The following is a 19,996-nucleotide window of genomic DNA, read 5'->3' as shown; positions in this document are numbered from 1 at the left end:
TCCCGGCGTAACGGCGCCCAGGATTCAGGCCGTAATTCCCGCGGGCTGCTGCGAACGTGCACTGGCGTAGAGGCAGACGGTGGCGGCGGTGCCGAGGTTAAGGCTTTCGGCTGCACCATAGACCGGCACGGCAACCCGGTGGTCGGCGAGGGCCAGTTCATCCGGGAAGAGCCCCTGGGCTTCGTTGCCGAACAGCCATGCAGTAGGCGCTGCCAGATCGTACACGGACTCCGGTCCCCCGCCGGTCAGCCTGCGCCGGGCGTTCTCGTCCTGCAATGCGTCCAGATTGAGAGTGCCGTAGCCGTCCGCCGCCAGGATGCCGATCCCCCTGGCCTTGCACGCTGCAACCAGCCCGGCGACGTCCGCACCCAGCACCACGGGCAGGTGGAACAGCGAGCCCGCCGTGGAGCGGACAGCCTTGGGGTTGTAAATGTCCACGCTGGAGGCGGTGAAAATAACGGCGTCTGCGCCAGCCGAGTCTGCTGCGCGCAGGACTGTACCGGCATTGCCGGGGTCGCGGACCTGGCACAGCACGGCCATCAGGCGCGGACCGCCGTCGAGCACTTCCTCAAGCGCCACGTCAACGAAGCGGCACACGGCGATGATGCCCTGGGGATTGACGGTGTCCGCCATGGCAGCGAGGACCTCGTCCGTGGCGAGGCGCGCGCTGGTGCCCTCGGCGAGCTCCTCGAACTCCGGAAACCGGTCCAGGCACGCTTCGCTGGCGAACACGTCCGTGACGACGCCCGGCGCTCCGGCGGCGAGGCTCTCCTGGTGCAGTTTCAGCGCTTCACGCACGGCCTGGGGCCCCTCCGCCAGGAATTGCCCGCGCTTTATACGGGCCGGGCGCCCGGCAAGCTTTGCCACGTCCCTGACCCGATCTGCTCGGGGGTTGGACAGTGGTGCATCTTGCGGGCGCCCGGTTTGGTTCATATAAGAACTCTAGTGGCTGGTGCCACCGGCTCTTGAACTGCCCCCTGTGCGGGGACGGAGGGGTTGCTAGGCAACAACCTTCCTGGCGGAGGTGTCAGCCGGCAGCGAGTCCTTGGCCACCTGGACCAGCGCGGCGAAAGCGTTGGCGTCGGAGACGGCCAGCTCTGCCAGCATGCGGCGGTCGACCTCAACCTCAGCGGCCTTCAGGCCCTGGATGAGACGATTGTAGGTCAGGCCGTTGGCGCGCGAAGCGGCGTTGATGCGCTGGATCCACAGGCGGCGGAAGTCGCCCTTCTTCTTCTTGCGGTCGCCGTAGCTGTACACGAACGAGTGCAGCAGCTGCTCTTTGGCCTTGCGGTACAGGCGCGAACGCTGTCCCCGGTAGCCCTTTGCGCGTTCGAGAATAACCCGGCGCTTCTTGTGGGCGTTAACCGCCCTCTTCACACGTGCCACGTGCGTACTCCTTCGAAAATCTGATCCCAAGCATCTACTGCCGGCTGACCGGCGGCCTGAGAAGGCTGTTTGGCAGGTGACGGGCCACCAGGCGGCTGCCCGTCAAAGGACTTGGAAATTAGATGCCGAGCATCTTCCGGATGACCTTGGCGTCGCCCTTGAAGACGATCTTGTCCGCGGCGAGGCGGCGGGTCAGCCGGGTGGACTTGTGCTCGAGGTAGTGGCGGCGGTTGGCCTGCTGGCGGCGCAGCTTGCCGCTGCCGGTCAGCTTGAAGCGCTTCTTGGCACCACTGTGGGTCTTCATCTTCGGCATGGGAACCGATCTCCTTACGTATCCGCAGGCTGGGCCTGCAGCTCTTTCGCGCAGCCGCCCCTGCGGGGGCGGCATGCTGGTTGCTGACTGCCGGAGGGCGGAACCCCCGGCAGCTGTGAACTAAGTGGTCTTCTTGCCGGCCGGCTTCGGCACTGCCTTGGGGACAGGGCGTGCTCCCGGTTTCGGCGCTGCCGGCCTTGCCACCGGCTTGGGCGGAGCAGGAACGGCTGCAGGTTTGGCCGCCGCGGCATCCGGCTTCTCCGCTGCAGACGGCTTCGGAGCCGGCGCTGCGGCCTTCGGAGCTTCCTGCTTGGGCGCTTCGGCAACCTTGGCAGGCGCTTCTTCCTTGGCAGGCGCTTCTTCCTTGGCAGGCACTTCGTCCTTGGCGGGTTCGACGGCGGGAGCCGGCTTTTGCGCTTCGGGCGCCTCTGCCGGAGCCTCGGTCTCCGCGGCGACGGTGAAGCCCTCGGGCAGCAGGTCACCCAACGACTGGGTCATGGGGGCCTGGTCCTCGCCGGAAACGTCGATCCGGGCGGCTGCCTTGGCTTCGTTCTGCGCTTTCGCTTCGGCACGCTGCGTGGCGCGGCGGGCTTCTGCCTTGGCTTCGGCCTTGTTCTTCAGCGGGCCGACCACCATGACCATGTTGCGGCCGTCGATGCGGGGGCTGGATTCCACCACACCTACTTCGGCGACGTCGTCGGCGAAGCGCTGGAGCAGGCGGATGCCCATCTCCGGACGCTGCTGCTCACGGCCGCGGAACTGGATCATGGCCTTGACCTTGTCCCCGGCACCGAGGAAGCGCAGTGCGTGTCCGCGCTTGGTCTCGTAGTCGTGGGTGTCGATCTTCAGGCGGAACCGGATCTCCTTCAGAACCGTGTTGGTCTGGTTCTTCCGGGCTTCGCGTGCCTTGACCGCGGCCTCGTACTTGTACTTGCCGAAGTCCATCAGCTTGCACACCGGAGGCTTCGCCTGAGGTGCAACTTCAACGAGATCAAGGTCGGATTCGGCAGCCAGACGCAAGGCATCCTCAATACGGACAATGCCTACCTGTTCACCTGCAGGGCCGACCAGCCGCACCTCGGGGACGCGGATACGCTCATTGATTCTTGGCTCGCTAATGTTAAAGCTCCTGTTTTTGTTGTGGAATCCGGCAAATAGAGAAGGCCCCCAACTGCCGGAGCAATCGAAGGCCTCATGGACGGCTGGGAATGCCGGTCCCGACTAGAGGACCGTACGCACGGCTCCGGCTCATCGCCGGCGCCATGCCCAACCAGGTACCCGGCAACCTTGCGTCCCGGAACGGCTCTTTGGGAACCTTCGGAACAACGGCTGACGCGGGTGGGAGAGAACTCCGCTTGCAAACTGCATGCCATTCTACAGAAAAAAGTCCCGCCGGCGCTGCGCAGCACCGCTGGGACCTGGTTTCTAAAATAACGACATCCAGTTGGTCTGTGTCAAGCTTACCAGTATGAGCACCGCAGACAGTAATTCATACCGCTTCGACTCCTCCGAAGCAGGCGCCGACGTGTCCCAGCAGATCCGGGACATCTCCGAGGTACCTGCCATCGAGGTCATCACCACCGCCGCCGTGCACCTGATGAGCGCCGCAGCGGTCAAGCTCGGCCTGGCCGCCGAGGACAACGCGGCGGAACTGAAGGACCTGGACGAGGCACGCAAACTCATCACCGCGCTGGCAGGCCTCGTCACCGCCGCCGCACCGGAAATCGGTTCACAGCACGCCGGCCCGTTGCGGGACGGACTGCGCTCCCTCCAGCTAGCGTTCCGCGAAGAATCCCTGATTCCCGACGCTCCGGGCAAGGGCCCGGGCGAAAAGTACACCGGGGCAGTCAGCTAGGGCAGAAGCTTTCCACGGACTCCGCAACGGCGGGCCGGCCTTCCAAAGGCTGGCCCGCCGTCGTGCGTTAACCCGAAGTTTTTGTCCAGATATGCCGGCTTCCGGGCCCCGGAGGTCGGCATATCTGGACAAAAACTCTTCAGGCGTAGATCAGGCGGGGGTGCTGCGGCGCCGCTGCTGGAGGACCAGGCCGACCAGGCACAGGAGCACGCCGGCAACCCCCACGGACACGAACCCTCCGGATGCGCCCATGAAGTCGATGAACACCCCGGCGAGCGGCGAGCCGAGCGCGACGCCGGCGGTCAGCGCAGAGCCGTACCAGCCCATGGCCTCGCCGCGGCGTTCCTCTGAGACGAGGTCCGCCACCTTCTCCGATGCCGAGGACAGGACGGGAGCGCACAATAGCCCGGGCAGGACCGAGACGAGGGCCAGCGTCCAGGTGTCGCGGGCGAAGCCCATCGGGATGGTCAGGGCAGCCATTCCAAGCAGCAGGAGGATGGGCGGGACGGGCCGGTGCATGGCCCCGTAGACCAAACCTCCCACCACCGATGCTGCGCACCAGAAGAAGAACACGATTCCTATTTCGCTTTGCCGGCCGCCTGTTTCCAAGGCTGCGACAATGCCTACGTCAGTGCCGCTGAGGACCATCCCGGCACCCCCGGCGACGGCGAACAGCGCCGCCACGGTAGCTGTGAACCAGACAAAATTGCGGGCGACCCTGCCGCGCAGTCCGGCCGGCGCGCTGGAACCGGCAGGCCCAAGTTCAGCCGCCGCCTCCTGCAGGTGGGCCGGGGCGGCGGCCACCACGGCGACCTCCGCCGCGTGGCGCTGCTCCTCAGCGCTCTCCCGGGATTCCTCCGGGCTGCGGGTGGGCGGGTTGAACCAGATGAGGAAAAGACCCGCCACGGATGTTGCTGCGCCAACCACGGTCAGGCCAATGGTGGTGAAGCCGCTGGTGGCAACCACGGCGCCGACGGCCGGCCCGATCATAAAGACCATTTCGGTGGTGATCGCATCCAGGGCATAGGCTGTGCGCCGCTGGTCGCCTTCGGCCAGCACGCCCAGTGACTGGCGCACCACGCTGAAGATGGGCAGCGTCAGCAGGCCGCCCACGAACACCAGCGGCAGCAGCCACTGGTAGGACACGTGCGGGACGATGGACCAGATCACGGCCTCGGAGATGACTGAGGGAACCAGGGCTTTGCGCAGGCCGGCAGTGTCCACGCGGCGGCCGCGCCAGGGCGCACCGAGGGCGATGCCGATGGTCATGACGGCTGCTGCCGCGCCGGCGGCGGCATACCCCTGGCCGAGGGTCAGGACGATGTGCAGGGTCAGCAGCACGCCGGCGGCCGAGTGCGGAATGCGGGCGATCATTCCCACCAGGAGCAGCCTCCGGATGGAACGGACGGCCAGCAGTTCCCGGTACAGCGCGAAGTTCACGAGGTGGTCCTTACGTCTGCCGCAGCAGGCCGGAGATCATCCCGCCTCGCTCTGGCTACTGTGAAGCGCGCCGCAATGTGATTTCGATGGAGTCGACGCGCTCCCCAAACAATACATTCCGTGACCACTCCTCCTGGAGTCCGGCCACCAGCTGCTGCACGGCGGCCGCGTCCAGGCCGTCTTCAAGGTAGAGCACAACCTGCAGTTCGGGCCCGGCTCCACCACCCGGAACGGTGCTTCCGTCCGCGGCCCTGGACGGCACTCCCCTGCCCGGCAGCAGTTCGATGCGGCGGACCGCGGGAAAGCCGCCGGCGGCCCGGCCCATCTCCCCGGCCAGTTCCCCGTCCGTGTAGGAGGGCATCCAGTCACGCTGCCGGGCAAGGGCCCAGACCCCGGGCCGGCGCACCACGAAGGTAACCTCGGCGCCGGGATCCAGGACCAGCAGTTCGGCGCCCTCCGCCACGGCGGAGAGGGCTGCGCGGGCGGCGTAGACGGCGACCGGACGGGCCTCCGGGTGCCAGTGCGAAAGCGCCGCGGCGGACGTGAAGGCCGGCAGGGCCGTCCTGCCGTCGGCGGCTTTGAGGGTGACCAGCGCCATGTCCGCCTGTTTGTCAGCGTGCAGGCCGTGCACGGTCTCCTCTTCTTCGGCCAACTGGGCCACGATGGGGATGAAGACCCGCGCGGTCGCCAGGGACGCGACAACAGCCGCTTCGTCTCCGGTTCCTGCCCGGAGAGCCTCCAGTGCGGCAAGGTAACCGGCATTGGCGGTGCCGTCGTCGTCCTCGAAGTTGTGAATCTTCGCGTCATCGCCGGCAAGGCTGCGGCCTGCCCAGGGCCGGCCGGCGGAGTCGGTTGCCCCACCGGCCCCTGCCAGGGCCGCCGCTATATGCCCCGGGAGCTGGCGTGCCGCCGGGGCGCCTTCGTCATCGCTGGCCATGCGCTGTTTCCTGCGCCCCGGCCTAGCGGCGTCCGGCCACGTCGAGTGCTTCGGGCAGCGTGAAGGCGCCCGCGTAGAGCGCCTTGCCAACGATGGCCCCTTCGACACCAAGCGGAACCAGGGAGCGCAGCACCTTCAAGTCATCCAGGCTGGAGATACCGCCGGACGCCACCACAGGCTTGCCCGTCTTCTCCACCATCTGGCGCAGCAGTTCAACATTGGGCCCCTGGAGCGTGCCGTCCTTGGTAACGTCCGTGACGACGTACCGGGAGCAACCGGCCTCTTCGAGCCGGCCCAGCACCTCCCAGAGGTCCCCGCCTTCCTTCGTCCAGCCGCGGCCGGCAAGGGTGGTGCCGCGGACATCGAGGCCGACGGCGATTTTGTCACCGAAGCGGTCGATGGCCCGCCGCGTCCATTCGGGGTTTTCCAGGGCGGCGGTGCCGAGGTTCACCCGGGCGACGCCCAGGTTGAGGGCCGCTTCCAGGGTTTCGTCATCGCGCAGCCCGCCGGAGAGCTCCACGTTGATGTCAAGCCGGCCCACCACGTCGCGCAGAAGTTCTGCGTTCGAACCGCGTCCGAAGGCAGCGTCCAGGTCCACGAGGTGCACCCACTCTGCGCCCTGCTGCTGCCAGTTCAGCGCGGCCTCCAGCGGGGTGCCGTAGCTCGTCTCGCTCCCTGCCTCACCCTGGACCAGCCGGACCGCCTGCCCGTTCACGACGTCGACGGCGGGCAGCAGTTCGAGAACCGGCAGATCGTTTGCGGTGGTCATCATCATCCTCAGGGTTGGGTGCAGGGAGCGGTAATGCCGGTCACGCGGCCGGCAGCGTCAGCAGGTAGGCGGCAAGCAGCGCCATGCCCGCCAGGACGTAGAACGATATCTGGGTCCACAGCGGCTTGCGCTGCTGCCGAAAGGACAGGGCGCCTCCCACCAGCAGGCCGGCAAGCCCCATCAGGAGAACGGACCACCACATCTACGCGGTGCCGCCGGACGGCTCCGTTGCGCCTTCGGCCGCGTGGCCGCCGGCAGGCCGGTGCAGCGCCTCAACCCAGTTCCGGAGCAGTTTCGCACCGGCATCGCCGGACTTCTCCGGGTGGAACTGGGTGGCGCAGAGCGGGCCGTTTTCGACGGCGGCAATAAACGGAGCGCCGTGCTCGGACCACGTCACCAGGGGCGGCGCCATCCGCGGCTGGATGACGTCAAAGTTCCACTCCTGCACCCCGTAGGAGTGCACGAAGTAGAAGCGCTCGTCCTCGACGCCGGCAAACAGCTTGGAGCCTTCCGGCACCTTCACGGTGTTCCAGCCCATGTGCGGCACCACGTCCGCGGGCAGGAGTTCCACCTTCCCCGGCCACTCGCCGATGCCTTCAGATTCGGTGCCGTGTTCGACGCCTGCTTCGAAGAGCACCTGAAGGCCTACGCAGATTCCCAGGACCGGACGGCCGCCGGCCACCCGGCGTCCGATGAGGCGGATGCCGTCCACGGCCTTAAGCTCGCGCATAACGGTTTCGAAGGCGCCGACGCCGGGAACCACCAGGCCGTCCGCGTTCAGGACATCGTCCGGCTTGGCGCTCAGGATGACTTCGGCACCTGCCCGCTCCAGGGCCCGCACGGCGGAGCGCACGTTCCCGGAGCCGTAATCCAGCACCGTGACAGTGGGCTTTCCCTCCGGCGACGGCAGCTTCCGGGAGGCCGACGGATCGATGATGGCGCCGTCCTTCAAAACCTGCCCGCTCACAGCGCGCCCTTGGTGGACGGGATGCCTTCGACGCGGGGGTCGGTTTCGACGGCGGCACGAAGGGCGCGGGCAAAGGCCTTGAACTGGGCTTCCACGATGTGGTGAGGGTCGCGGCCGGCGATGACATTCATGTGCAGGCAGATACCGGCGTGGAGGGTGATGGCTTCGAACACGTGACGGGTCAGTGAGCCGGTGAAGTGTCCTCCGATCAGGTGGTACTCCTGCCCGGCGGGCTCGCCGCCGTGGACGAGGTAGGGCCGGCCGGAAACGTCCACCACGGCGTGGGCCAGTGCCTCGTCCAGCGGGACCGTGGCTTCACCGAACCGGCGGATGCCGGCCTTGTTGCCCAGCGCGGTGCGGAGCACTTCACCGAAAGTGATGGCGACGTCTTCCACCGTGTGGTGGACGTCGATGTGGATGTCGCCCGTGGCCTTGACGGTCATGTCGATGAGGGAGTGCTTGCACAGGGCCGTGAGCATGTGGTCGTAGAAAGGCACGGAGGTGTCGATGTCCGAGATGCCGGTTCCGTCAAGGTTGATCTCGACAAGCACGGACGACTCGCTGGTGGCACGCTCCATCCGCGCAGTCCGGGCCGCGGCCGTGTTCGATCCGTTGGAACTCATGGTCAGGTGTCCTTTGAGCGGGAAAAAGTATTTCGGGGCGCCCAGCGCCGGTACTTCAAGTCTAGGCGGGAAGGGCGGCCTGGTTTGCAAGGATGCTTTCCAGGGCGGTAAGGAACGCTGTGGTTTCGGTCTCAGTGCCGGCGGTAACACGCAGGTGGCCGGGGATGCCCACGTCGCGGATCAGAACCCCGGCATCCAGCAGTTCCTGCCACACCTGGTGCGGATTCTCCAGTCCCCCGAAAAAGACATAGTTGGAGTCGGAGGCAGCCGGTGCGAGTCCCATCCGGGTGAGCTCACTGACGATGTGGTCCCGCTGCTTCTTGATGTCCTCCACGTCAGCCATCAAAGCCTCACGGTGCTGCAGGGCGGCCAGGGCCGTGGCCTGCGTGATGGCGGACAGGTGGTAGGGCAGGCGCACCAGGCGCAGCGCATCCGCAACTTCCGGCGCGGCGGCCATATAGCCAAGGCGCGCCCCTGCCAGGGCGAAAGCCTTGCTCATGGTCCGGGAGACGATCAACCGTTCCCTGCCGGGGAGGAGGGTCAGGGCGCTGGGCGTCCCGTCGTGGGCGAACTCGTGGTAAGCCTCATCCACGATCACGATGGTCTGGCTCTCCGCACCGGCCTCGTAGACCGCTTCCACGACGTCCAGCCCCAGCCCGGTGCCGGTGGGGTTGTTCGGTGAACAGAGGAAAACGATGTTGGGCCGCAGTTCCTTCACCTGGCGCGCCGCGGACCCGGCGCTCAACTCGTAGCCTTCCGCCCGCTCCCCCTTGATGTATTCGGTGTCCGTGCCGCTGGCCAGCAGGGGATACATGGAATAGGTAGGGGGAAAGCCGAGTGCGGTGCGGCCGGGACCGCCAAATGCCTGCAGGATCTGCTGGAGCACTTCGTTGGAGCCGTTGGCCGCCCATACATTGGATTCGTCGAGCCCGTGGCCCAGGTACTCGGCCAGCGCCTTGCGCAACTCGGTAAATTCCCGGTCCGGGTAGCGGTTCAGTCCGGCCGCAGCTTCGGACACAGCTGCCGTGATGGCGGCGCGTACGTCCGCTGGAACGCCATGCGTATTTTCATTGACGTTGAGGAGGATGGGTACATCCAGCTGTGGGGCCCCATAGGGGGTCAGGCCGCGAAGGTTGCTGCGGAGGGGAAGCCGGTTCAGGCGCTCAAGCTGGTCATTCACCTGAACAGTTTAGTGGCCGCCCCGGGGAGCGGAAAATGTGACAGGGCAGTGTTCGCGCTGGGCGTGCGCCCTGCACTCAGCGGGTGGGAATGTAAAGTTGCTGGCCGGGCAGGACCGTGCCCTCGGACAGGTTATTGAGCTGGACGATCTCGGCGACCACATCCCGGGCGTCCCGTCCCGGGGCGACCGAGCCCGCAATTGCCCACAGGGACTCCCCCGGCTGGACGGTCACCGTGACGGTGGGCGTGACGGCCAGATCCTCCGGCGCATCCGAAGCCTTGGCCGGCGAGTTGAAGAACCCTGCCAGGGACAGCAACAGGGCTGCCAGCAACATCATCGGAATGCCGATCAGGACCACCTTGCCCCGCCGGGTAAGCCGCAGCGGAGGCAGGGGTGCAGGCCGCTGGTGCGCCTGCTGCCCGCGCTTGACCTGCTGCGCGGGTTTGGTCCGCTGCGCCGGGACGTGACGGCCGTTTACCTGTGAAGCGGATATAGCTGACATGACTTAGCCCTCCTGGACCGAACTGTGCTGCCTAACCAAGGTGCTGCCTAGCCAATGTGCTGACTGGCGAAGACGCCGCGTTGCCGGCCTTGCTGCTGGCGGTGTCCCAAGCCCAACTCGCACCTCCGACAATCCACCGGATGTTCGAACAACCCGACTCCTGCATCGAACACGTATTCGAATTGCGCCACTTAGTTTTTAGCACCTATCAACGAACAATGTCGAGACTCGCTAGAACAAATGTTTGAAAAAGCCAAGTGGCTGGCCTAGTTTTGAAACAAGGAACAACCACCCTTGAAGTTGATCAGCAGGGTCTGACAATGAGGGCTACCCACCCAGTCCGGCGTCTTGGAAAGCCCGGTGGCGACTGAAAGGCATTGCGAGTATGGCAGCAGCAGCCACCGGAGGCAGGGCAACCCCTCAGCCGAAGAGGACCACCAAGGGCCTGACGCCCCGGCAAAAGAAAATTCTCGAAACCATCCAGCGATCGGTCAACGAGAACGGCTATCCGCCGTCCATGCGGGAAATCGGCGATACCGTGGGCCTCGCAAGCCTTTCGAGCGTGACACACCAGCTGTCCCAGTTGGAGAAACTGGGCTACCTGCGCCGGGACCCGAAGCGGCCGCGCGCCATGGAGGTCCTCACACCCCTCACCCTCGACACCGGATTGCCGAAGCCGGCCGCTAAGTCGTCCGCAGTTATGGACGAGGCCGATGGTGGCACTGTTACGGAGCTGCCCACTGCCGTCGATACCGCCATGGTGCCCCTGGTGGGGCGGATTGCCGCCGGCGGCCCCATCCTCGCGGACCAGCTGGTGGAAGATGTCCTGCCGCTTCCCCGGCAGCTTGTGGGCCAGGGCGAACTGTTTATGCTGAAAGTCGCCGGCGACTCCATGGTGGACGCCGCGATCTGCGATGGCGACTGGGTGGTGGTCCGCCGGCAGGCGGACGCCGCCAACGGGGACATCGTGGCTGCCCTCCTGGATGACGAGGCCACCGTCAAGACCTTCCGCCAGCGGGACGGACACACGTGGCTGCTTCCGCAGAACACGCAGTACGAACCCATCCTTGGCGATCACGCCACCATCATGGGCAAGGTCGTTTCGGTCCTGCGTTCGCTATAACAAGTTCCCAGCCTCCGGGAAGCGCACCACTGCATTGACAGCCCTGCAGCCGCAGCGGCAACGCTCCCCTCAGTTCCGTTCCTTGGCAAGCCTTTCCAACGCGGCCACGGCAACCTTGCGGTCCGTGGTGGCCCAAAACGGGGGCAGCGCGCCCCGCAGGAATCCCGCGTAGCGTTCGGTCGCAAGCCGGGGATCCAGCACCGCCACCACACCCTTGTCCCCGGTGGACCGGATCAAGCGGCCCGCGCCCTGCGCCAGCCGGATCGCGGCATGCGTTGCAGAAACCGCCATGAAGCCGTTCCCTCCGGCCTGCGCCACCGCGCGCGACCGGGCCGTCATCAAAGGATCATCCGGACGCGGGAACGGAATCCTGTCGATGACCACCAGCCTGCAGGAACCGCCGGGAACGTCTACGCCCTGCCACAGGGACATGGTTCCGAAGAGGCACGTGTCCGGCTCATCCGCGAACTGCTTAACCAGGGCGGTCATTGTGGAATCTCCCTGGCAAAGCACCGTCACGCCCAGCTTCGGGCGCAACGCCTCGGCCGCTTCCTCGGCCGCCCGCCGGGAGGAAAACAGGCATAGCGCTCCCCCACCCGAGGCACGGATCAGGGACTCAAGCTCTGCCAGTGATTCCGGCGATGCTCCGCGCCCAGGCTTGGGCAGGTGGCCGGCCACGTACAGGATGCCCTGCCTGGGATAGTCGAAGGGCGATCCGACATCGACGCCGGTCCACGAGGGAGCGCCGTCACCCACCAGTCCAAGGCCGCCGGCGGCGGGCTCAAAAGCCGACCCGATGGCCAGCGTGGCGGACGTCAGCACCACGGTGTGGTCCGCGAACAGGCCTTCCCGCAGCCTTGCCGCCACGGACAGCGGTGCGATGTTAATCAGCGCCGGGGCGCCTTCGTCCGGCTGGGAGTAGCCCTGCGCCGTGTCGAAGGAACTGGCGCGTGAGAACCACACCACTTCACGGTTCTCCCGGGCTGCCAGGAGCCGTTCGCAAAGCTCCAGGATGACCATCAGGCGGGACCGCGCCAACTGCCTGCCGCCGTCGGCCGTTATGCTGCTGTCCCCCTTGGAATCGGACAGGGCAGCGCGGCAGGCTTCCCGCAACTGGTCGACGCAGTCGAGCTGCTCATCATTCAGGCCGTTCGGAAGCAGCCCTGCCGGCACGCCTGCCAGTGCAAGCTCAAGGTTGGCGGCGGCCGCGTTGAGCGCGTCCACGGTGATGGCCGTGTGTTTCCTGGCACTCGAGGCGGCGGCGTGGACCATTGCCACCGAAAGCTGGCCCGAGACGGCACCCGTGACCCGGTCCTGGAGTTCGTGGGCCTCGTCCACCACTACGACGTCGTACTCAGGAAGGACGGCAAGCCCTTCGAAAGCGCTGACCGCCAGCATGGCGTGGTTGGTGACTACAACGTCCGCCTCGGCCGCGTCCTGGCGGGCAAGCTCGCTGAAGCACTCCTCGGCAAGGGGGCACTTCTGCGCGCCCAGGCACTCCATGGATGTCACCGAGACCTGCCGCCACGCACGGTCCGTCACGCCGGGCAGGAGCTCGTCACGGTCGCCTGTGGCGGTCTTCTCCGCCCACTTCCTCAGCCGGACGACTTCCCGGCCGAGCTGGGACGCCGGGCCGCCCACGGCCGCGGCGACATGCGGGACGCTGGTGTCCTCGCCCAGGGAGAACAGCTGGCCCTCTGCAGGCTCTTCAGAAGGGAAACCGCCTTCGAGCTTGTGCCGGCACACGTAGTTGGACCGGCCCTTGACCAGCGCCACCTTCACGGGGCGGTCCAGGGCAGGCGTGATGGCTTTGAGGAGGCGGGGCAGGTCCCTGCCGACGATCTGGGTCTGGAGCGCCAGCGTCGCAGTGGAGACCAGGGCGGGCTTGTTGCTCTCCAGGGCATGCGCAATGAGCGGTATCAGGTATGCCAGCGACTTGCCGGTACCCGTCCCGGCCTGGACCAGCAGGTGGTTACCTGACTCGATCGCCCGGGCAACCTGCCGCGCCATGTCATGCTGGCCCGTCCGGCTCTGGCCACCCATGGCGGCAACGGCCCGGTCGAGCAGTTCGATGACGAACTGCTCGCCGGCCGTCTCCGTGGCTTCGCCCGCCACGGTGTCAGTCATTGCTGACGAATGATTCCAGTTCGGCCGCCAGGCCTTCCCGGACCATAACAACCGCCCGGGTGCCTGCCTCGACATGGTCCAGGCTGATGATCTCGGCATCGGAATCGTGCAGCTTGCTGATCAGGTCGCCGCGGTGGTACGGGATGAGCAACTCCAGCTTGACGCTGGGCCGCGGGATCGATTCGCTGATCGCCTGCAGCAGCTCCTGGATCCCCTCACCGGTGCGAGCGGACACCACGACGTGGCGGGGCTCGCGCTGCTTCAGCCGCTCCACCACAAAGGGATCAGCGGCGTCGGCCTTGTTCAACACGATGATCTCGGGCACCTTGCGGGCGTCCACTTCGCTGAAGACCTTGCGGACGGCAGCGATCTGGCCTTCGGGGTCCGGGTGCGAAACGTCCACCACGTGCAGGATCAGGTCGGCGTCCGCCACCTCTTCCAGGGTGGAGCGGAAGGCCTCCACCAGCTGAGTGGGCAGGGAGCGGACGAACCCGACGGTATCGGCCAGCGTGTACCCGAGGCCGTCCGCAGTTTCGGCTTTGCGGATGGTGGGGTCCAGCGTGGCGAACAGGGCGTTCTCCACCAGGACGCCCGCGTTGGTAAGCCGGTTGAGCAGCGAGGACTTGCCGGCGTTGGTGTACCCGGCGATGGCAACGGAAGGGACGGCATTACGACGCCGGTTGGCGCGTTTGGTCTCGCGTCCCGGCTTCATCCCGGCGATCTCGCGCCGCAGCTTGGCCATCCGCGTGCGGATCCGCCGGCGGTCCAGTTCGATCTTCGTTTCACCGGGACCACGGGAACCCATGCCGGCCGCGGCGCTGCCCACCTGGCCACCGGCCTGGCGGGACATCGACTCGCCCCAGCCGCGAAGGCGGGGAAGCAGGTATTCCAGCTGGGCCAGCTCAACCTGGGCCTTGCCTTCACGGCTCTTGGCATGCTGGGCGAAGATGTCCAGGATCAGCGCGGTGCGGTCGATGACCTTGACCTTGACAATGTCTTCAAGGCCGCGCCGCTGGGAAGGGGCCAGCTCGGCATCGACCACCACGGTGTCTGCGCCGGTGGACATCACGATGTCCTTGAGCTCAAGGGCTTTGCCGGAGCCCAGGAATGTTCCGGGATCCGGTCTTTCCCTGCGCTGGACGATGCCGTCGAGCACCTCGGAACCGGCGGTCTCGGCGAGGGCCGCCAGCTCGCGGAGCGAGTTTTCGGCATCCGCGAGGGTGCCCTCGGACCAGAGCCCGGCCAGGACCACGCGCTCCAGGCGGAGCTGGCGGTACTCGACCTCGGTGACGTCCTCGAGTTCGGTGGAAAAACCTGCCGTACGCCGCAGTGCCCGGCGTTCCTCGAGGTCCTGCTGGTCGCCGTCGTAACTGCCGTGCTCTTCGTCGAGGTTGGAGATCGCCTGGGCCTTGCCCAGCACTGCCGTGCCGTTTCCACGCTCTTCTCCGCGGGGCGTGCGATTCCTGGCCGGTACGTCCTTGGAGAGAATCCGGTCGATGACAGCCTGGATTTCCGCAGGGCTCATGTCCTGGGCGGCTGGCTCGGATCCGGTGTTGGGTTGGCTGGTCATGGTCTCCTTTGAAGATTGGGCATTTCCAGAATAGTGCCGATTGCTGGTCTGTAGGGAAGTATTCGCGTTGGGCTGACGGTCTGCGGTCATGCAGTTCTCCTGGTTCTCTGCACCGCCGCAACAGTGCGGGCGGCGGACGTGCCGCATCATGAACGGGCGGCGGTTCGATGAGATGCCGGAGCACGGCGGGAAGACCAGCAGAAATGCTGACTCTCGAGTATTGTCCGGCGGCCGGAGCAGGCCGATGCGCCTGGTCCGGTGCACAAGCGGAAGGCAGGAAATACCTGCGTCGCTGCGGGACGGGCTGTCGCGAGGACAGGCTGCGGGGACGGGCAGGGCCCGTGCCGGCTACTCGAAGATCAGGAACATGCCCACAAGGTTAGCAGAGCCCCCCAAGCCGAATTTTCACTTTAAGCTGCAGGGGGAACTACTCTGCCAGTTATGGAGTCCGCACATTATTTCAGCGCATCCCCCGCCGGCCCCTTCACACGAAAGCCCCTCACCGTTGAACTGGCCGGTGAAACGCGCAGGCTGCAGACTTCCACCGGCATCTTCAGCCCTGACGGAATCGACAAGGGTACGGCTGTCCTGCTCGCCGAAGTGCCTGCCCCCTCCCCTACCGGCAACCTGCTCGACATCGGGTGTGGCTGGGGCCCGATTGCGCTGACCATGGCCCTGCGCGCGCCGCATTCAACGGTCTATGCGGTGGATGTCAACGAGCGCTGCATCGCCCTGACCAATGAGAATGCCGCCGCGTTGGGGTTGACCAACGTTGTGGCCAGCACGCCGGAGGCCGTGGACCCGGAGCTGCGGTTCGACACGATCTGGTCGAATCCGCCCATCCGGATCGGCAAGGACGAACTGCACTCGCTCCTGAAATTGTGGCTGCCCCGGCTGGCCCCGGGCGGAGCGGCGTGGCTGGTGGTGCAGAAGAACCTCGGGTCGGATTCGCTGCAGCGCTGGCTGGCGGCGGAACTGGATGAGTCGTTCACCGTGACCCGCGAATCGACGTCCAAGTCCTTCCGGATCCTGAAGGTCAGGAAAGCGTTCCGCTAGCCACGATCACGGCCGGGCCGCTGAGCTCGACGTGCTCGTGCCCGCCGGGTCCGGAGAAGAACTTTACGCCCACCACTCCTCCGGGGACATGAACCCGCCAGCTGTCCGGAGCCCCGGCGCCTGCCCAGTGGCGGATGGCGACGGCGGCAGCGCACGCTCCGGTTCCGCAGGACTGGGTCTCGCCAACGCCCCGCTCGTGGACGCGCATGGTGATTGAACCTACGCCGTCGTGGACCAGCGGTTCAGCCGGTACAACGAACTCTACGTTGGTTCCGTTGGCGGGAACTGGTTCGACGGCGGGTGCCGTGAAGAGTTTGGTGCCCGCGAGTTCCGAGAGCTCGGCGAGGGCCACCACCGTGTGCGGGTTGCCCATGCTCACGGACAGGGCGGGCCGGGGAACCTCGAGGCCTTCCGCGGTGACCAGCGAATCCATGGCCTTGGCCGTGGCCTCACCCGGGAAGATGAATTCCCACGGGCCCATGTCCACGGCGTAGTCGTCCCCCGTGCGGACCACCGTCTTGACGCCTCCCCGGGTGCCGATGGTGAGGGCACCGCCGTCCGGCAGGTCCACCAGGCCCTCGGCGCGGAGGAAGTGGACAAAGACGCGGACACCGTTGCCGCACATCTCGGACAGCGAACCGTCGCCGTTGCGGTAGTCCATGAACCACTCCGCGTTCGGGGTGGCGGCCAGCAGCTCGCGCCCCTCGGGCAGGAGTCGCGAGGGGACGGCCCGGATCAGTCCGTCGCCGCCGATGCCGCGATGCCGGTCGCACAGCCCTGCCACCTGCTCGGGAGTTATGGTGTGGACGCCCTCGGGGTCGGCCACCAGGACAAAGTCGTTGCCCGTGCCGTGCCCCTTCGAGAAGCGGAGCCCGCCAAGCGTGCTTAAGGCGGGCGCGGCGGTCTCGGCGAGGGTTGCATCCATGCCTCCTAGGTTACCGGCCGGACGCGCACGGCCCGAATCCGGCAGGACGTACCTGGCCCGTCAGCGGCACAGTTCCACGGCGCGCGCCACCAGCTGCGGGTCCTGCCAGTCAAGCCAACTGATGCGGGGGTCGGCGCGGAACCAGGTGAGCTGGCGGCGGGCGAACTGGCGGGTGGCCACAATGGTGCTTTCTGCGGCCTCTGCGACAGTTGCTTCGCCGTCGATGACGGCCAGGAACTGGGAATAGCCAAGCGCGCGGGGGGCCGTCTTGCCACGGCGCAGCCCCTGGGCGTCCAAGCGGCGGACTTCGGCCAGCAGGCCCTTGTCCACCATGGCATGGACCCGCAGCGCGAGGCGTTCGTGCAGCACCGCCCGGTCCACACTGAGGCCCACCTGCACCGCCGGCTGATAGTACTCGCGCCTGGGCATGAACGAGCTGAAGGGCCGTCCCGTGAGCTGGTAAACCTCCAGGGCGCGGATGATCCGGCGGTCATCGGACAGCCTGCCGGCGGACTCCGGGTCCACCGTCCGGAGCCGGTCCAGCATCGCTGCGGTGCCGTGGGCGGCGAGGTCGGACTCCAGCTGGTGCCGCAGCTGGGGATCAGTGCCGGGGAATTCCAGGACGTCCAGCGCGGCCCGGACGTAGAGGCCGGAGCCGCCGGCCAGGATGGCCCGCTTGCCCCGGGCGTGGATCCCGGCAATGAGCTGGCGCGCCTGCTGCTGGAAGTCCGAGACACTGGCTTCCTGCGTCACGTCCAGGGTGTCCAGGAGATGGTGCGGGACTCCCCTGCGCTCGGGCACGGTGATTTTGGCAGTTCCGATGTCCATGCCGCGGTAAAACTGCATGGCGTCAGCGTTGATCACCTCGCCGTCCAGCTCCAGGGCCAGGCTGACGGCCAGGTCCGACTTTCCGGATCCTGTAGGGCCGACGACGGCGATGACCGGCGGGGTGCCCACCTGTCAGCGGGTACGCAGCGGCAGCGAGGGCATGCCCAGGGAGACGCCCTTCCGCCCGTTCCCGGCAGCGGGTGCCGGGGCACCGCACGAATCGGCCTGTGACCTGTCCCAGGCATCGCCTGCACGTGAGCGGCGCAGGCTGTAGTCCTCCAGGGTGGGGTCGGCGATAAGGTGGAAGGCGGCCGCTTCCGTGACAGTAACGGTGACGAGGTCGCCGGGCCGGGGTGCCGGCGCCCCCTTGGGAACGGAGAAGTGCACCAGGCGCTGGTCCTGCGAGCGGCCTGACAACCTGTGCGTCATGTCCGCCTTCCGTCCGGACTGGGCGGTGACCATCACTTCGACCCTGCGTCCGAGCTGCTTGCGGTTTTCCTCCGCGGCGATCCGGTCCTGCAGGGCGGTAAGGCGCTCGAAGCGTTCCTGCACCACGGCCTTGGGCAGCTGGTCCGGCAGGTCGGCGGCGGGGGTGCCGGGGCGCTTGGAGTACTGGAACGTGAAGGCCGTGGCGAAGCGCGACTTCTCCACCACGTCCAGGGTTGCCTGGAAGTCTTCTTCGGTCTCCCCGGGGAAGCCGACGATGATGTCCGTGGAGATCGCGGCGTGCGGAATCTTCTCGCGCACCTTGTCCAGGATGCCCAGGAACTTGGTGGACCGGTAGGAACGCTTCATGGCACGAAGGATGCTGTCCGAGCCGGACTGCAGCGGCATGTGGAGCTGCGGCATGACGTTGGGGGTCTCGGCCATGGCGTCGATGACGTCGTCCGTGAAGGCTGCGGGATGCGGGCTGGTGAAGCGCACCCGCTCCAGGCCCTCAATTTCACCGCAGGCGCGCAGGAGCTTGGAGAAGGCCTGGCGGTCTCCGAATTCGACGCCGTAGGAGTTCACGTTCTGGCCGAGCAGGGTGACCTCGATGGCGCCGTCGTCCACGAGGGCCTGGATTTCGGCCAGGATCTCCCCGGGCCGGCGGTCCTTCTCCTTGCCGCGGAGGGCCGGGACGATGCAGAACGTGCAGGTGTTGTTGCACCCCACGGAAATGGACACCCAGCCCGAGTAGACGGAGTCGCGCTTGGTGGGAAGCGTGGACGGGAACACATCCAGGGATTCCAGGATTTCCAGCTGCGCCTCATTGTTGTGGCGGGCGCGGTCCAGCAGCGCGGGAAGTGCACCCACGTTGTGGGTGCCGAAGACGGCGTCCACCCAGGGGGCCTTTTTCAGGATTGTCTCCCTGTCCTTTTGGGCCAGGCATCCGCCGACGGCAATCTGCATGCCCGGGTTGGCGGCCTTGACCGGCGCCAGGATCCCGAGGTTGCCGTAGAGCTTGTTGTCGGCGTTTTCACGGACGGCGCAGGTATTGAAGACCACGACGTCGGCGTGCTCGCCCTCTGCCGGAACGTAGCCGGCGTTTTCCAGCAGGCCTGCCATCCGCTCGGAATCGTGCACGTTCATCTGGCAGCCGAAAGTCCGCACCTGGTAGGTGCGGGGAGCGGGGGTGCCGCCGGGCTGGGCAGCGGAGTCGGCCCCTGTGGAGGCCTCGGCACCGGGAAGGGGTGAAGGAATGGTCAAACTCACCCGTTAAGGGTACCGGCTGTTGCGGCTGGACCCGCAGTCGGGCCGGCGCCGGGACGTAGGCGGGCCGCGGCTGCAGTCAGTGGTCGAAGCTTGCGGCGGCCTGCTCGTCCAGTACCTCGGTGACGATCCGGAACGCCTGGGACGGCTGGTAGCCCTTGCGGGCGAGCATGGATGCCAGGCGCCGGGTGGCTTTGTCCCGTTCGCCGCGGTCCGACAGATCCGTGCCGGCGCGGATTTTCCGCTCCACCAGGGTCCGCGCGGCTGCCTCCTCGTCGGCGTCCGAGACCTGCTCCAGGGCTGCCAATGCGGTCTCGTGGTCAATGCCCTTGTCTGCGAGTTCGCGCTGGAGCGCACCCCTGGCAAGTTTCCGGGACTGGGCCCGGCTGCGGACCCACATCCCGGCGAACTCGGCGTCGTTGATCAGCCCGGCTTCCTGGAACTTGTCCAGTACCGCCTCCGCGACGGCCTCAGGGATATTCCGTTCGGAAAGCTTGCGCGCCAGCTGGTGCCGGCTCTTGGCGGAGGCAGTGAGATGGCGGTACACAATGGCCCGCGCAACAGAAGCGGGGTCGGGTTCGGCGTCACCGAAACCGGGTGCATCGGGGTCGCCAAAGTCATCTACGTCCCCGGCTTCCGAAACCGGGCGGGAATGCCGCGGGCGGCCCCCCTTGGTTTGGGGCCGCCCCGGTTGGTGTCCTGT

At 66.8% G+C, this 19,996-nt stretch carries 21 protein-coding genes; 3 read left to right on the top strand and 18 right to left on the bottom strand.

Annotated elements, in window-relative coordinates:
- Positions 1-24: 24 nt before the first annotated feature.
- The 4 genes from FDW83_RS06170 to infC all read right to left on the bottom strand — a co-directional run bounded on the left by FDW83_RS06170 (position 25) and on the right by infC (position 2,776).
- Positions 25-933: an RNA methyltransferase gene (locus FDW83_RS06170; RefSeq protein WP_138136712.1), complete on the bottom strand. Its 909-nt coding sequence runs from the start codon at positions 931-933 to the stop codon at positions 25-27.
- Positions 934-999: 66 nt separating this feature from the next.
- The gene (gene rplT, locus FDW83_RS06165) at positions 1,000-1,386 is read right to left on the bottom strand and encodes a 50S ribosomal protein L20 (RefSeq protein WP_091418046.1); all 387 of its coding nucleotides are present in this window, start codon (positions 1,384-1,386) and stop codon (positions 1,000-1,002) included.
- Between the two features lie 118 nt (positions 1,387-1,504).
- Positions 1,505-1,699: a 50S ribosomal protein L35 gene (gene rpmI / locus FDW83_RS06160; RefSeq protein ID WP_138136711.1), complete on the bottom strand. Its 195-nt coding sequence runs from the start codon at positions 1,697-1,699 to the stop codon at positions 1,505-1,507.
- Positions 1,700-1,819: 120 nt separating this feature from the next.
- Positions 1,820-2,776: a translation initiation factor IF-3 gene (gene infC, locus FDW83_RS06155; RefSeq protein ID WP_240720866.1), complete on the bottom strand. Its 957-nt coding sequence runs from the start codon at positions 2,774-2,776 to the stop codon at positions 1,820-1,822.
- Positions 2,777-3,167: 391 nt separating this feature from the next.
- On the opposite strand from infC, the gene FDW83_RS06150 reads away from it, so the two are divergent.
- Positions 3,168-3,554, top strand: coding sequence for a DUF1844 domain-containing protein (locus FDW83_RS06150; RefSeq protein WP_138136709.1), 387 nt, complete (start codon positions 3,168-3,170; stop codon positions 3,552-3,554).
- Positions 3,555-3,704: 150 nt separating this feature from the next.
- Here the strand turns inward: FDW83_RS06150 and FDW83_RS06145 are convergent, their stop codons facing one another.
- The 8 genes from FDW83_RS06145 to FDW83_RS06115 all read right to left on the bottom strand — a co-directional run bounded on the left by FDW83_RS06145 (position 3,705) and on the right by FDW83_RS06115 (position 9,972).
- Positions 3,705-4,994 carry an MFS transporter gene (locus tag FDW83_RS06145; RefSeq protein ID WP_138136708.1) on the bottom strand — a complete coding sequence of 430 codons (1,290 nt, stop codon included), beginning with the start codon at positions 4,992-4,994 and terminating at the stop codon, positions 3,705-3,707.
- 55 nt (positions 4,995-5,049) lie between these two features.
- Positions 5,050-5,931 (bottom strand): SseB family protein, encoded by an 882-nt coding sequence (locus FDW83_RS06140; protein ID WP_138136707.1) that lies wholly within the window; start codon positions 5,929-5,931, stop codon positions 5,050-5,052.
- A gap of 22 nt (positions 5,932-5,953) precedes the next feature.
- Complete coding sequence (priA, locus tag FDW83_RS06135) at positions 5,954-6,700, bottom strand: bifunctional 1-(5-phosphoribosyl)-5-((5-phosphoribosylamino)methylideneamino)imidazole-4-carboxamide isomerase/phosphoribosylanthranilate isomerase PriA (protein ID WP_138136706.1); 747 nt, start codon at positions 6,698-6,700, stop codon at positions 5,954-5,956.
- A 40-nt stretch (positions 6,701-6,740) separates the two neighbouring features.
- A complete protein-coding gene (locus tag FDW83_RS19080; protein ID WP_171027463.1) occupies positions 6,741-6,902 on the bottom strand; it encodes a hypothetical protein in 162 nt (53 codons plus the stop codon).
- A complete protein-coding gene (gene hisH / locus FDW83_RS06130) occupies positions 6,903-7,667 on the bottom strand; it encodes an imidazole glycerol phosphate synthase subunit HisH (protein ID WP_138136705.1) in 765 nt (254 codons plus the stop codon). It abuts the gene before it with no gap.
- The gene (hisB, locus tag FDW83_RS06125) at positions 7,664-8,290 is read right to left on the bottom strand and encodes an imidazoleglycerol-phosphate dehydratase HisB (protein ID WP_138136704.1); all 627 of its coding nucleotides are present in this window, start codon (positions 8,288-8,290) and stop codon (positions 7,664-7,666) included. The genes hisH and hisB overlap by 4 nt, the downstream gene beginning before the upstream one ends.
- Before the next feature lie 61 nt (positions 8,291-8,351).
- Positions 8,352-9,470 carry a histidinol-phosphate transaminase gene (locus FDW83_RS06120; RefSeq protein WP_138136703.1) on the bottom strand — a complete coding sequence of 373 codons (1,119 nt, stop codon included), beginning with the start codon at positions 9,468-9,470 and terminating at the stop codon, positions 8,352-8,354.
- Positions 9,471-9,546: 76 nt separating this feature from the next.
- On the bottom strand, positions 9,547-9,972 hold the full coding sequence (locus FDW83_RS06115) for a LysM peptidoglycan-binding domain-containing protein (RefSeq protein ID WP_138136702.1): 426 nt from the start codon (positions 9,970-9,972) through the stop codon (positions 9,547-9,549).
- 385 nt (positions 9,973-10,357) lie between these two features.
- On the opposite strand from FDW83_RS06115, the gene lexA reads away from it, so the two are divergent.
- Positions 10,358-11,095: a transcriptional repressor LexA gene (gene lexA, locus FDW83_RS06110; RefSeq protein WP_138136701.1), complete on the top strand. Its 738-nt coding sequence runs from the start codon at positions 10,358-10,360 to the stop codon at positions 11,093-11,095.
- Between the two features lie 69 nt (positions 11,096-11,164).
- On the opposite strand, the gene FDW83_RS06105 is transcribed toward lexA, so the two are convergent.
- Both FDW83_RS06105 and hflX read right to left on the bottom strand, forming a co-directional pair.
- Complete coding sequence (locus FDW83_RS06105) at positions 11,165-13,222, bottom strand: ATP-dependent DNA helicase (RefSeq protein WP_138136700.1); 2,058 nt, start codon at positions 13,220-13,222, stop codon at positions 11,165-11,167.
- Positions 13,215-14,792 carry a GTPase HflX gene (gene hflX / locus FDW83_RS06100; protein ID WP_138136699.1) on the bottom strand — a complete coding sequence of 526 codons (1,578 nt, stop codon included), beginning with the start codon at positions 14,790-14,792 and terminating at the stop codon, positions 13,215-13,217. Before hflX ends, FDW83_RS06105 begins: the two co-directional genes overlap by 8 nt.
- Before the next feature lie 441 nt (positions 14,793-15,233).
- Here hflX and FDW83_RS06095 point away from each other — a divergent pair, with 441 nt between their 5' ends.
- Entirely contained in the window at positions 15,234-15,848 is a 615-nt protein-coding gene (locus tag FDW83_RS06095; RefSeq protein ID WP_138136698.1) for a class I SAM-dependent methyltransferase, read from the top strand.
- Here the strand turns inward: FDW83_RS06095 and dapF are convergent.
- The 4 genes from dapF to FDW83_RS06075 all read right to left on the bottom strand — a co-directional run bounded on the left by dapF (position 15,829) and on the right by FDW83_RS06075 (position 19,843).
- A complete protein-coding gene (gene dapF / locus FDW83_RS06090) occupies positions 15,829-16,773 on the bottom strand; it encodes a diaminopimelate epimerase (RefSeq protein ID WP_138136697.1) in 945 nt (314 codons plus the stop codon). The genes FDW83_RS06095 and dapF overlap by 20 nt on opposite strands.
- A gap of 60 nt (positions 16,774-16,833) precedes the next feature.
- On the bottom strand, positions 16,834-17,730 hold the full coding sequence (miaA, locus tag FDW83_RS06085; RefSeq protein WP_138136696.1) for a tRNA (adenosine(37)-N6)-dimethylallyltransferase MiaA: 897 nt from the start codon (positions 17,728-17,730) through the stop codon (positions 16,834-16,836).
- Positions 17,731-17,733: 3 nt separating this feature from the next.
- Positions 17,734-19,296 carry a tRNA (N6-isopentenyl adenosine(37)-C2)-methylthiotransferase MiaB gene (gene miaB / locus FDW83_RS06080; RefSeq protein WP_138136695.1) on the bottom strand — a complete coding sequence of 521 codons (1,563 nt, stop codon included), beginning with the start codon at positions 19,294-19,296 and terminating at the stop codon, positions 17,734-17,736.
- 76 nt (positions 19,297-19,372) lie between these two features.
- Positions 19,373-19,843: a regulatory protein RecX gene (locus tag FDW83_RS06075; protein WP_240720875.1), complete on the bottom strand. Its 471-nt coding sequence runs from the start codon at positions 19,841-19,843 to the stop codon at positions 19,373-19,375.
- Positions 19,844-19,996: the final 153 nt, after the last annotated feature.

Source organism: Pseudarthrobacter sp. NamE2, from assembly GCF_005796205.1.
Classification (GTDB): domain Bacteria; phylum Actinomycetota; class Actinomycetes; order Actinomycetales; family Micrococcaceae; genus Arthrobacter.
This window is presented reverse-complemented; position numbering and strand designations above follow the sequence as displayed.